The sequence below is a fragment of the Paenibacillus sp. SEL1 genome, from assembly GCF_054602535.1.
Genome location: NZ_CM137723.1, coordinates 2179111 through 2192500, shown reverse-complemented (window position 1 = coordinate 2192500; position 13390 = coordinate 2179111). Strand labels below are relative to the sequence as shown.

Here is a 13390-nt window from a genome sequence, read left to right as displayed (position 1 = left end):
CCAGTAAAAGGACAATCCCAGGCAAGCCTAATATCGTTACCGCCCCCATTGTCACTGGATTGATCGGGATGTACACCTGCGTAATCCACCCTGAATAATTGATAACATACAATGCGATGGCTGCCAGGCCCATATGTGCCCCGAATACTACAAGCCAGCTGATACCCAAACGTTTTTTTAAGATTAGAAATAGTAACATCCCGACACAGGCAATCAAAACAAGCCAGACCGCCCCTTTCATTCAGCTCTCCGCTTGTGAACACGATCCGTATCATTGGCATACCCCGGTTCATCTGCAGGCAGATGGAAACGATGCAGGCCTTGCTGTTTCGCACTTTTTAAATGTATCTGATATTTACGTTCTGCAGCTTCTAGAACAAATATAGCGTAGTCGATCTCATCTTTACCCGTTGCTTCATGAAATAAACGATGCGCTCTTAACCATTCCGCATGCGAAGCCCGAATCTGGGCAAACAACTCCTGCCGATACTCCGCTTCTGATTTGCCATTCTCCTGACGACGGAAATTTTGTTTCATCCGTTCCCACATCCGTTCATCCTCCTCACAAGCTGAATTATGTGCACAGTCTGCAAGATTACCTTATTCATACTTATTGAACAAAGGACAAACTTAGAACCAGGAACGATCTATACTGCCATCTATCACCGCAAATAAAAAAGGAGCCATAGCGGCTCCCCCAAGTGAGTCGAGAATACCCTAAGGACATTCCAGACTCCCTATTTATAACGTATAAATACACCTATTAATTGAGCTCTCTACGGCCTTCCAACGCTTTGGACAGGGTAACCTCGTCAGCATACTCCAAATCTCCACCCACTGGCAATCCGTGAGCAATACGAGTAACCTTGATTTCAAAAGGACGCACTAGCCGAGAAATGTACATGGCCGTGGCCTCTCCTTCAATGTTCGGGTTCGTAGCTAAAATCAGCTCCTTGACGCGTTCATCACTGAGTCTATTCAGCAATTCCTTGAGTTTGATATCCTCAGGACCAATTCCCTCCATAGGAGATATCGCCCCGTGAAGCACATGGTAAAAGCCATTAAACTCCTTGGTACGCTCCATAGCCACCAAATCCTTGGAATCCTGAACAACACAAATGACGGAAGCATCCCTCGTCTTATCCTGACAGATCCGACAAGGGTCCGTATCCGTAATGTTGCCGCAGACTGAACAGAAGTGCAGATTGCGTTTTACATTGACTAGCGCTTTGGCAAAGTCAATCACATCATCTTCCTTCATTTTCAGTACGTGAAAGGCCAACCGGGCAGCCGTCTTCGGCCCTACTCCTGGCAGGCGCGTAAAAGCATCAATTAGCTTTGCAATCGGCTCCGGATAATACAATAGCGTGTTTCTCCTTTATGCAGCAGACTAGAACAAGCCCGGAATTTTCATGCCGCCTGTAAATTTACCCATATCATCATTAGCCAGTTCATCTGCTTTGGACAAAGCATCATTGACTGCAGTCAGTACAAGATCTTGCAGCATTTCTACATCATCAGGATCTACGGCTTCCGGTTTGATCGTGATGGACAACACTTTTTTATGTCCATTTACCTCCACCGTCACAACACCGCCGCCAGAAGTACCTTCGATTACTTTTCCGCCAAGTTCCTCTTGGGCTTTCAGCATTTGTTCCTGCATTTTTTTCACTTGCTTCATCATTTGGTTCATATTGTTCATTTCAATCATCTCCTTTAATGAAGTATACATCTAGACACTTGATTTAATCTTTAATGACTACCAGATCTTCCCCGAAAAGTTGAATAGCTTCATCAATCCAGGGCTCCTTAGAATTTCCCGGCGTATCATGCTCCGGCTCCAGTTGCAATTCTTCGGCAGGCTGGTCGGAAACTCCTTCAATCGCAGCATTCCAATCCTTTTGCATCATCGTTACTAAACGATAAGGATGGCCCAACTGCTCATGCAATACTTTCTCGATGACCTGCTTATTGGCAGGCTTTTCGGTAGTTTCACGATGAATATTGTTCTTAAATGCGACCAGTACACTGTCCTCTAACACAGAAACTGGCTCACCGTCCATAAACCAGGCATGAACCGTAACTTTCGCCTCTTTTACCCCTTGTAAAATCTGACTCCACTTACGCCCCGCTGCTGCGAATGCTTCGCTCGACTTCTCAGCGATATAGCGATCCAACTGAGAAGGGAGTTTGGCCGGCGCTGAAATCCGCGGAGCAGGGGCACGACCCCCGGAAGCCTGACGGCCGCCCGACGACGCTTCCTGTCCAGCTCCAGCGCCCAATCCACCTTGCAGCGCGCGCTCCAGTTTCTTTTCCAACTCAGCAAGCTGGCGCTTCAACATTACCACATCTTCCTGCTCAGCTACAGCACCAGAGCGCTGTGCGGTCGGCTGAACAACAGCTCCTGCTCCCCCTGGAATACTGCATAGTTTCAACAGAGCTACCTCAAACAAAGTTTGAGGCTGAACGGCATATTTCATCTCGCTCTGATAACGATTAAGGGTATCAATCATCGCAAAGAGTTGCTCCTTGGTAAAAGCATCTGCCACTTCCTTAAATCGCTCTGGATCTAGCACTCGCTCCGTCATTTTGGTTGCCTGAGGCACCATCTTGATCATTAGCAGGTCTCGGAAATAGTACAGAAGATTCTCCATGCACTTATCCGCACTTTTACCTTCCTGCATAAAGTTCTCGATCATTTGGAGCACCGTGCCCACATCTTCTTTCAGCAACGCCAAGGCAAGCTTACCGAATTGCTCGGACGCAATACCCCCCGTCATATCCAGCACCTGCTGATAAGTAACCCGACCATCTGTAAACGAGGATATCTGGTCCAAAACGCTAACTGCATCTCGCATCCCGCCATCTGAAAGACGCGCAATGTACTGCAGTGCATCTGAATCAGCCTGTATGTTCTCCTGTTGACATATCAGGTCAAGCCGCTCCGTCTGTTCTTCCAGCGATACCCGCCGGAAGTCAAACCGCTGGCAACGCGAAATAATTGTCGCCGGAATCCGATGTGGCTCAGTCGTAGCCAATATGAACATCACGTGTGGCGGCGGCTCTTCTAGTGTCTTGAGCAGCGCATTGAACGCTTCCGTCGTCAGCATGTGCACTTCATCAATGATATAAACCTTGTGCCGCACTTCTGTGGGCGCATATTTGACTTTATCGCGCAAATCACGAATCTCTTCAACGCCCCGGTTGGAGGCTGCATCAATCTCCTGTACATCCATGACCGCTCCGGCCGTGATCCGTTTACAGGCTTCGCATTCGTTGCAAGGTTCCGGCGCAGGTCCATGCTCACAGTTGATAGCCTTGGCCAAAATTTTGGCCGCACTCGTCTTACCTGTTCCTCGTGGACCGCTGAACAGGTAGGCATGGGACGTGCGATTTTCGCGGATGGCATTCTGCAATGTCTGGATAATATGCTGTTGTCCTACCATGTCCTTGAAAGCCTGCGGCCGCCAAGCACGGTACAACGCTATATGTTCCAATGCGCGTTACCCTCTTTCCCATTCACTTTCATGACCATTCATGGTCACTTCATTATACTATACTCCCGTCCGAATCTAAACCAGACACCTTCCAATTTATAAAACACAAAAAAACATCTTCGCAATGATTGCCAAGATGTTCTAATCACTAATATATACCGTGCACCTGTTATTGATCGTTGTGATCCGAGCGGCAATCCTGAACAACAACTCGGGCTAGGCAACCCTCCGGCACAAGAGTGGGCTTGCTTATGGCTGCTTCCTTCCGGACCTGACCAGGTTCACAAGTACTCATTGCGGAGGACCCAGCCGTCAACATTGTGCGCAGGGACCAGCCTCACATCAACAACACCTCTAACAGGAATTCAACCTCGCTATAGCGGATTGCGAGTTACAGGGCACCGCTACCTCCCCATCTAGCACGGTGAAAATAAGTATATCTTAAGGCCGCATAAAAAGCAAATACACATTATTACAAAAAGAGCCCTCTGCAGTTGCAGAAGGCTCTAATAACTTTATAACCTGCGGTAATCCATTAGATACCGTATTTCTTTTTGAAACGATCTACGCGTCCACCAGCATCAATAAATTTCTGCTTGCCTGTGAAGAATGGATGGCAGGCTGAGCAAATCTCCACACGCAGAGATCCTTTCACAGAACCAGTTTCAAACGAATTTCCGCAAGCACAAGTGACATTAGTTACGTTAAATTTTGGTTGAATAGCTTGTTGCATTGAACTTTCACCTCTTTCCGCCCTGAACGTCCTATCAGTCCAGAGTTGTATGAACACATGTTCACATTATAGCACTTGAATATGAGCGTTTCAACAACTCTTTTCCGCATTCAAAGATGACGTAAAATAGGTGAGTTTCAAGTTGCTATTGACCGTTTTAGGCCTTGGCAAATTTGGGACGTGCCAGCCCTTGTGGCGGTACATGAGTGTAAGAACCGATGACTACATCAGGCAGTTCCTCACGATAAATCTCAAGCATTTGCTTCATGCCAAGAATCTCACCTTGAGCAGGCGGAATCAACTCCAGATAGCTTTCAGGATCGATATTCAAGTTACGCATTTGAATCAGCTTGAGCTTAGTACGTTTGGCAAATTCAATCATTGCCTCAATTTCTTCCTCTCGGTCTGCTACACCCGGAAAAATCAAATAGTTAATCGACGTATATACTCCCTGCTCAGAAGCATAGCGAAGTGATTTTTCCACATTAGCCAACGTGTAGCCGCGCGGCTTGTAATACGCATTGTAGTGATCGTCCAGTGCACTAATGGTACTAACGCGCATCAGATCAAGACCCGCATCCACGATTCCCCGGATATGATCGCTCAATCCCGCATTCGTATTGATATTGATGTATCCCATATCGGTAATGGAGCGCACCTCTTTGATCGAATCAATAATCAGTTTGGCTTGTGTGGAAGGCTCACCTTCGCAACCTTGGCCAAAACTGATGATGGACTCCGGTGTCTTCAAATGTTCCAGCATAACTTCTACAATTTCTTCGACACGGGGACGGAAGTTCATTCTTGTCTGCGGAGATACAAAGCCACTGTCATCCGGCTGTTCAGATATACAGCCAAAGCAACCCGCATTACAAGAATAAGATACCGGAACTCCCCCTTCCCAGCGATTCAGGAATGTGTTCGAGGAAGTAAGACATTCGTAGCCCAGCGCACAGTTAGACAAATGTTGGTACAGCCGATTTTCGGGATATTGCTCCGTCATTCGCTGCACACCCAGTTTAACTTGATGACGGTCACAGTTTTCCGGATTCCACTTGGATGGACTGTCACTCTGCTCTGCCGTTACATAAAATGCCCCGTCTTTCCAGACTACAGCCGAATAACCGAACAAGGGAAGTTTGTACTCCTTATCGGTCTTCACATACCCCGGTAGGCACAAACGTGTAAAACCTTGCGGCAATAAAGCCCCTACTGCTTGCATATCTCCGGGAAGAGAAACCATTTCCCCTGTTTCAGGGTTCATACCGACCGGGCGAGTGCTGGGCAGGCTTACCAATGTAGCTCCTTCCGGTAACGGAATAAGCTCATCCTCCATGATCTCAACAATCATGTCTGCACTACGGGCAAGCCCATACAAAGAAGCATGATCATATACATTGCCTTTTTCGTCGGCATACACCAAATACATTATGGAGCTCCTTTCGCTCCGTTAAGCCTACGCCATTAACAAAATGAATGGTAACGACTGTGTACTTACGGAACAGATAAAATACATGAATGGGTTTTAGTTGGTTGTGGCCGGGACTGACGCTGTGGTAGAACGCGCAGTTCTCCGTTGTTGCCCACCAGAACTGCTTTGGGAGCTACTGGAAGAAGGTGCCGTCAAATCAAACGAAGCCAAAAACTCAGCATTAGTTTTGCTATTACGCAGCTTTTTGAGGAAGCCTTCCACAAAATCATGGCTTTCCGTCATGTTTTTACGAATAGCCCAGATGGTATCCAATTCTTCCTTGTTCAACAACACTTCCTCACGGCGTGTGCCGGAACGACGAATATCAATCGCAGGAAAGATACGACGTTCTGCCAGCTTGCGGTCCAAATGCAACTCCATGTTGCCTGTACCTTTAAACTCTTCATAAATGATATCGTCCATGCGTGATCCTGTATCAATCAGCGCTGTAGCAAGAATCGTCAAGCTACCGCCTTCCTCCACATTCCGAGCCGCACCAAAAAAGCGTTTTGGACGGTGAAATGCTGCCGGATCAATACCCCCGCTCAAAGTACGACCAGAAGGAGGGATAACGAGATTGTACGCACGAGCCAAACGTGTGATGCTATCCAACAGGATGACAACATCCTTTTTATGTTCTACGAGACGCAGCGCACGCTCCAACACGAGTTCTGCCACTTTAATGTGATTTTCAGGAAGTTCGTCAAATGTAGAGGCCACAACTTCACCTTTAACAGAACGCTGCATGTCGGTCACTTCTTCGGGGCGTTCATCAATCAACAAGACAAAAAGCTCGATCTCGGGATTGTTAGTAGAAATGCTATTGGCAATTTCTTTGAGGAGAAGCGTCTTCCCAGCTTTGGGAGGTGCCACAATGAGTCCGCGCTGTCCAAGTCCGACAGGGGCCAGTACATCCATAATTCTCGTAGACAAATGGTTGGGGGAAGTTTCAAGGACTAATTTGGTTTGCGGATACAGTGGAGTCAGTGCAGGAAAATGTAGCCGCTCAGCAGCTTGCTCAGGACTTCTTCCATTGACGGCGTTAACTTGAAGCAATCCAAAATATCGTTCATTCTCTTTTGGCGTTCGGCATTTACCAGAAACAAGATCGCCTGTTCTCAAGTCAAACTTGCGGATTTGTGAAGCAGAGATGTAAATATCTTCGGTACTCGGGAGATAATTAATCGGCCTCAGAAAGCCGTAACCTTCGGGAAGGATTTCCAGAACCCCCTGCATAAACATCAATCCGCTCTTCTCAGCTTGTGCGCGCAGGATCGCGAATATTAATTCTTTCTTTTTGAGCGTTCCGTAGTACGGGATCTGGTATTGCTTGGCCAGCTTGTACAGGTCGGTCAGCTTCATTTCTTCCAGATCGGAAATTTGCAGATCCATATAATAACCACCTATTCAATTATTAAGTCCATTCATACATCTAAATGATAGACAATGATATCATAAACACCATTAACATAATTTTAACCAAAACAAATAAAGTTATGCAGCCATCTGCCTGAATTATACCGAATTATTCCGGTTTTCCGATAAAAGATTGTTAGGTATGAACCACAATCTTGTATCAAGCAGCGGCTGCATAGGTGTTGCCCGTTCTATCGCTTTCGTTCCGGGAGTTCGAAAAAATGGCATGGTCTAACTATTCAGTCTGCCGCCATACATCCGCGCCCAAAAGACGCAGGTTGGAAACAAGGTGATCATAACCACGGTCAATGTACTCGACACCCGTCACCTCAGTTACACCTTCGCTTACTGTAAGTCCAGCAATGACAAGGGCCGCTCCGGCGCGCAGATCTGCCGCTTTTACTTTAGCTGCATTCAGTTGACCACCCTCTATAATGGCAGACCGACCCTCTACGCGAATTTTAGCCCCCATACGCACCAGCTCAGGGACGTGCTTAAAACGATTGCTGTACACAAAATCGCTCAATACACTGACACCCTGCGCTTGGGTAAGCAAGCTGGTCATGGGAGATTGTAAATCTGTAGCGAATCCGGGGTATATCAAGGCTTTAACGTCGACATGTTCATAGGAAGGTGCACCCAGTACACGAATACTTTCATCATATTCCTCGATGCCGATGCCCATTTCCTGCATTTTTGCAGTGAGAGCCTCCATATGTTTGGGGATTACATTGTCAATCAATACATTTCCACGGGTTGCCGCAGCAGCAATCATATATGTGCCCGCTTGTATACGGTCAGGTATGATGGAATGACGGCAGCCATGCAGCTCCGACACACCTTCAATTCGAATCGTTTCCGTACCGGCACCTTTAATAATAGCCCCCATCGAGTTTAAAAGAGTTGCTACATCTATAATCTCAGGCTCTTTAGCCGCATTTTCGATAATTGTGGCGCCTTTGGCACGTGCAGCCGCCAGCATAATATTAATGGTAGCGCCTACGCTGCTAACATCCAAATAAATCTTAGTTCCGCGCAGTTCTTTGGCGTGCAAATGAATAGCGCCGTGCTCGTTCGTAACCGTGGCACCCAGCGCTTCGAAACCTTTGATATGCTGATCAATGGGCCGGGGTTCGAAATTGCACCCTCCTGGCAAACCGATGATCGCTTCCTTGAATCTGCCCAGCATGGCTCCCATCATATAATAAGAGGCTCGTAATTTCTTAACAGGCCCATTCGGCATAGGAATGGATTTAATGGAGGAAGGATCTATTTTCATCTGGCTACCTTCCCAGGTAACCGTTGCACCAAGTTCCTCCAGTATTTCGGAATACACCGCCACATCACTCAACAGTGGCAAATTGTCCAAAATGACTTCCGACTCTGCCAGAATGGCTGCGGGAATCAAGGCGATGGCACTGTTTTTGGCACCGCTGATGGAAACTGTACCTTGAAGCGGCCGTCCACCGGTGATCATCAATTTTTCCATAAGCTTGAGGGTCCCCCTACGTGTTTTGCAGTCGGTCAAACAATAATCTCAAATCATAAACTTTTAACTTTTTTAGTGGTGAAAATGGAAAGACACCGGCTAAGCGGTGTGCTTTCCATACCAAACTATTCAACTGTACAGATTTAAATATTTTGTGCAGCAGAACTACAGCTACAACTAAGAAATACATCTAGCCTGTGCAGACGCACGACCAGTTTGATTCATTATTACGCTTTGTTGTTGGAACCGAACTCACGAATTTTACCGATAACGGTTTGTTTAATCGCTTCACGACCTGGAGCGATGAATGTACGTGGGTCATAAGCATCCGGTTTCTCAGCAAGCACTTCACGAACCACTTTCGCAAATACGATTTGGTTCTCAGTGTTTACATTGATTTTGGAAGTTCCCAAAGAGATTGCTTTTTTAATGTCATGTGTTGGGATACCAGTACCACCGTGCAGAACGAGTGGAAGTTTGATTGCATTGCAGATCTCTTCCATTTCTTTGAATCCGAGGTTTGGCTCGCCTTTGTAAGGTCCGTGTACGGAACCCAGTGCAGGTGCCAGTGTATCGATACCTGTTTCGTTAACGATACGCAGACAGTCGTCCAGCTTAGCGTACATTACGTCGCCGACAACATCATCCTCTTGACCGCCAACCATTCCAACTTCAGCTTCAACAGAAACGCCTTTGGAATGAGCATATTCAACCACTTTTTTCGTTGTAGCAATGTTTGTGTCGATCGGGCTGTGGGAATCGTCAATCATAACGGATGTGAAACCAGCGTCGATAGCTTCTTTACATTTTTCAAAGCTGGAACCGTGGTCCAAATGGATCGCAACTGGAACGGTGATTTTCATGTCATGAATAAGACCTTCTACCATTTTAACAACAGTGTAGAATCCGCCCATGTGACGTGCTGCGCCTTCAGAAACGCCCAAGATTACTGGGGATTTTTCTTCTTCAGCAGCGCCCAAAATAGCTTGAGTCCACTCCAGGTTATTAATGTTGTATTGACCTACTGCATATTTTCCTTCGAGTGCTTTGTTCAACATGTCTTTCATAGATACCAATGGCATGGTTACAGTCCTCCTAAAGGTGTTTGGGTTTGTCTATATTTTAGCCGACATCACATACGGGCTTATTATACCACAACCCATGTTAAATACTAAACAAGCTTTTGCATATCAACACATACAAAAATCACGTTAGGACGCCGTTTTTTCATAGAATTGTATAAGGAGAGGATTTACTTTCAGTATTTCCCATAATCACAAACAAAAAACCCTGTTGTGTTAACAGAGTTCTCAACCATAGTGACTCACCTAATCACCTCTGAGTTGTTTGTTCACAGCGATCCGCATTTCGTCAATATCAAAGGGCTTGGTAAAATGCATTAGCGCACCTAGCTCCGTCGCCTCTTTAATCATGTCCAGTTCTCCATATGCTGTCATCATAATAACCTTGATATCAGGATTCATGGTTTTTAGATGCTTCAGAATTTCGAGTCCGTCCATACCTGGAATTTTCATATCGAGCAGAACCAGATCAGGTGGTTCCTTCTCAACAATTTCAAGTGCAATTTTCCCGTTCGCCGCCTGAAAGGTCTCATAACCTTCACTTCCGAACACTTCCATCAGTAAAATCCGTATTCCATTCTGGTCATCGACGATTAATACTTTCTTCTTTTCCAATGTTTTAACCTCCTAAGATCTTAAAACGAGGATCATGCAGCTATTGCCATAACAGCGTCCGATGACGTACAATATCCGTCCCATACCTAAAACTATATTCGCTCCTGCAAAAAGAAAATCCTGCTCTTATACATAATTGTGGAATATTCTTTCATAATCAGGAAGCATGGGATAAAAAAAGACCTCCCTGAGGAGGTCTTACAAGCCATAGCATTAACCTTGAAGCTGCAATGCTGCCTTTACAAATTCACGGAACAAAGGCTGTGGACGATTCGGACGGGAAGTAAATTCTGGATGGAATTGTACCGCCAGGAACCACGGATGCTCAGGGAGCTCCACAATTTCCACCAAGCGTCCATCCGGTGAAGTACCGGAAATACGAAGACCCGCTTTTTCAATAACTTCACGATATTCGTTATTGAATTCGTACCGATGACGGTGTCTTTCGTACACCAGCTCGTCGTTGTAGCAAGCCGAAGCCAGGGAACCTTCCACCAGTTTGCATGGATACAAGCCAAGACGCATCGTACCGCCCAAATCTTCGATGTCTTTTTGGTCAGGAAGCAAATCGATGACAGGATAATCAGTAGCCGGGTTAATTTCCGAGCTGTTGGCTCCTTCGAGACCAGCCAGGGAACGGGCAACCTCAATGACAGATACCTGCATACCCAGACAAATGCCGAAGAACGGAATTTTTTGCTCCCGTGCATAACGAATGGTACTAATTTTGCCTTCAATTCCGCGATCGCCGAAGCCACCCGGTACGAGAATGCCGCCAATGCCGCCCAGCATGTCAGCTACGTTCTCGTCCGTCACTTCTTCAGCGTTCACCCAACGAATTTTTACGTCTGCATTCGCATCAAATCCAGCGTGGGAAAGCGATTCAACCACACTTAAGTACGCATCATGTAACGCAACATATTTACCAACAATGGCAATCTCAACCGTTTTATCCAGCTTGCTGATTCGATCAACTAACCCTTCCCATTCGGTCATATCTGGTGCAGGTGTTGTCAGCTTGAGGTGGTTAACTACGATTTCGTCCAAGCCTTCTTCACGCAGGTTCAACGGAACCTCATAGAGGGTTGAAGCATCGCGGCATTCTACCACTGCATTCGCATCAATATCGCAGAACAATGCAATTTTAGCCTTCATATCGGAGGACAGTTCATGCTCTGTACGGCAAACAATGACATTCGGTTGGATACCGATGCTGCGCAGTTCTTTTACACTGTGCTGAGTTGGTTTGGTTTTAACCTCACCAGCAGCTTTAATATAAGGAATGAGTGTTACGTGAATGTACATCACATTCTCGCGCCCAACTTCGCTTTTGAGCTGACGAATAGCTTCCAAAAATGGCAAGCTTTCAATATCGCCCACAGTACCGCCGATTTCTGTAATAATTACGTCCGAACCTGCTTCACGGCCTGCACGATACACGCGTTCCTTGATTTCGTTCGTAATATGAGGGATAACCTGCACCGTACCGCCCAAATATTCTCCGCGACGCTCTTTGCTGATTACGCTGGAATATACCTTGCCTGTTGTGACATTGCTGTTCTTGGACAGATTAATATCAATAAAGCGCTCATAGTGTCCCAAGTCAAGGTCCGTTTCCGCACCATCATCCGTTACAAATACTTCACCGTGCTGGTAAGGACTCATCGTACCCGGATCGACATTCAGGTAAGGATCAAATTTTTGGATCGTTACCTTCAGTCCCCTGTTCTTCAAAAGCCTCCCCAGTGAAGCTGCCGTAATCCCTTTGCCCAAGGAAGACACAACCCCGCCTGTCACAAAAATATACTTTGTCACTGTTCAAAACCCTCCTAGATAAGATGCAAAATTCAGGCGACATTATGATGTTATCGTAACCCGTTTGCACGGATTATCATCCATGAAGAAGGCAGCGGAATCATTTTCCATGTCCGCCGCCCTTAGCCCTCTTTCATGAGTGAAAACACCCCTATAAAAAACAAAAAAGCACTCCCGTAGTACGGGGCACTTTTATACAAAAAGCAAACATATAAGTGAATCAATCATAAGCCCAAGCAATAGTTTACCCCGTGTCCAATCCGCTGTCAAGGAAGTTATCCGTGTTAATTTGTCCATTGAACCAGATTGGAGAGAATCCACCTGAAAGCTTTAAATCAGAAGAGGTTTTCAAGAAAACGGTCATGAAAAAGGGGAGAACGCATCTCCCCTTGCAGCCTGTTCCTAACGAAGCGAATCGTCGTCTTCCGTCGACTCATCGTCGTTTTCATCTTCTGAATCTTCCTCATCACTGAGGTCTTCATCGTCTATAACTACGTCTTCATCACTATCATCATCATCTTCTTCTCCGTCGAACAGCTCATCTTCGCCATCCTCGTCTTCGCTATCTGCATCGAAGTCGTCATCAGAGTTGTATGTTTCTTCTTCCTCATGATAGTCATCTTCGTCGTCATCGTCTTCGTCGTTAATAATACGAGGACGCTTGGCGCCTGTCAGGGCATCTTCGGATTTATCTACCGGATACCAACGTTTCAAGCCCCACAGATTCGTACCGACACAGGCAAAACGCCCGTCAATGTTGATTTCAGTATATAGCTGAGCAATAACGTCATTAATTTCTTCGTCGGAAAAGCCACGCAATTTGGCGACTTCCTTCATCAGGTCACGGTAATAATACGGAGTATTGGCTGCTTTCAATACCATAAATGCCAAATCCACCATTGGAGTCTCGTGGACTTTCTCCGGGTCAATCTTCAAGTTGAGTGGGGTACTCACCTAGGGACACTTCCTCTCACACGTAATTCACAAGAACATGTTTCAGAGCATACACGATACATGCAATACTAACATATCCATTATCAAAACTAAGTAAAACCTATTTGGAAGCAAATTGCAAGTTAAAGATGGGTATCGTCATAATTTCCAGGAATATCCCTCTAAACAAGACGGCATACATAAAAAGACGGGGTCCCCCCCGTCTTCGACTGTACCCGCTCCGGGAGAACCCCCCAAAGTTGTTGCACAAGAGCTTATGCCCTCCATGTATCGTATGTGTCCACGGCCACTTTGACACGACAAGCAGGCCTATTTCCA

The 13390-nt window shown here is 46.2% G+C and carries 13 protein-coding genes and 1 other RNA gene (1 of these 14 cut by a window edge); all 14 read right to left on the bottom strand.

Annotation, left to right across the window (positions count from 1 at the left end; translation table 11 throughout):
- Nucleotides 1-241, bottom strand: partial view of a pro-sigmaK processing inhibitor BofA family protein gene (locus ACYCSE_RS10040; protein WP_061831803.1) — the 5' portion only. The gene continues 35 nt to the left of window position 1, outside the view; 241 of the gene's 276 nt are visible here — the first part of the coding sequence; it begins with the start codon at nt 239-241; its stop codon lies beyond the left edge, outside the window.
- Entirely contained in the window at nt 238-549 is a 312-nt protein-coding gene (locus tag ACYCSE_RS10035) for a DUF2508 family protein (protein ID WP_025676300.1), read from the bottom strand. The genes ACYCSE_RS10040 and ACYCSE_RS10035 overlap by 4 nt, the downstream gene beginning before the upstream one ends.
- Nucleotides 550-763: 214 nt before the next feature.
- A complete protein-coding gene (gene recR, locus ACYCSE_RS10030; protein ID WP_103050204.1) occupies nt 764-1363 on the bottom strand; it encodes a recombination mediator RecR in 600 nt (199 codons plus the stop codon).
- Nucleotides 1364-1390: 27 nt separating this feature from the next.
- Nucleotides 1391-1702: a YbaB/EbfC family nucleoid-associated protein gene (locus ACYCSE_RS10025; RefSeq protein ID WP_013308226.1), complete on the bottom strand. Its 312-nt coding sequence runs from the start codon at nt 1700-1702 to the stop codon at nt 1391-1393.
- A gap of 43 nt (nt 1703-1745) precedes the next feature.
- A complete protein-coding gene (dnaX, locus tag ACYCSE_RS10020) occupies nt 1746-3497 on the bottom strand; it encodes a DNA polymerase III subunit gamma/tau (RefSeq protein WP_459702159.1) in 1752 nt (583 codons plus the stop codon).
- A gap of 158 nt (nt 3498-3655) precedes the next feature.
- Nucleotides 3656-3922, bottom strand: an RNA gene (gene ffs, locus ACYCSE_RS10015) — signal recognition particle sRNA large type.
- A 110-nt stretch (nt 3923-4032) separates the two neighbouring features.
- Nucleotides 4033-4230: a 50S ribosomal protein L31 gene (gene rpmE, locus ACYCSE_RS10010; protein ID WP_071639069.1), complete on the bottom strand. Its 198-nt coding sequence runs from the start codon at nt 4228-4230 to the stop codon at nt 4033-4035.
- 157 nt (nt 4231-4387) lie between these two features.
- Entirely contained in the window at nt 4388-5659 is a 1272-nt protein-coding gene (locus tag ACYCSE_RS10005) for a radical SAM protein (RefSeq protein WP_459702158.1), read from the bottom strand.
- 96 nt (nt 5660-5755) lie between these two features.
- The gene (rho, locus tag ACYCSE_RS10000) at nt 5756-7093 is read right to left on the bottom strand and encodes a transcription termination factor Rho (RefSeq protein WP_069290792.1); all 1338 of its coding nucleotides are present in this window, start codon (nt 7091-7093) and stop codon (nt 5756-5758) included.
- A gap of 259 nt (nt 7094-7352) precedes the next feature.
- Nucleotides 7353-8606 (bottom strand): UDP-N-acetylglucosamine 1-carboxyvinyltransferase, encoded by a 1254-nt coding sequence (locus ACYCSE_RS09995; RefSeq protein WP_013308220.1) that lies wholly within the window; start codon nt 8604-8606, stop codon nt 7353-7355.
- A gap of 227 nt (nt 8607-8833) precedes the next feature.
- Nucleotides 8834-9688: a class II fructose-1,6-bisphosphate aldolase gene (fba, locus tag ACYCSE_RS09990; RefSeq protein ID WP_013308219.1), complete on the bottom strand. Its 855-nt coding sequence runs from the start codon at nt 9686-9688 to the stop codon at nt 8834-8836.
- Nucleotides 9689-9934: 246 nt separating this feature from the next.
- On the bottom strand, nt 9935-10303 hold the full coding sequence (locus tag ACYCSE_RS09985) for a response regulator (RefSeq protein ID WP_013308218.1): 369 nt from the start codon (nt 10301-10303) through the stop codon (nt 9935-9937).
- 213 nt (nt 10304-10516) lie between these two features.
- Nucleotides 10517-12118, bottom strand: a complete 1602-nt coding sequence (locus ACYCSE_RS09980) for a CTP synthase (RefSeq protein ID WP_013368772.1) — start codon at nt 12116-12118, stop codon at nt 10517-10519.
- Nucleotides 12119-12520: 402 nt separating this feature from the next.
- Entirely contained in the window at nt 12521-13072 is a 552-nt protein-coding gene (gene rpoE / locus ACYCSE_RS09975) for a DNA-directed RNA polymerase subunit delta (protein ID WP_013308216.1), read from the bottom strand.
- Nucleotides 13073-13390 lie beyond the last annotated feature (318 nt).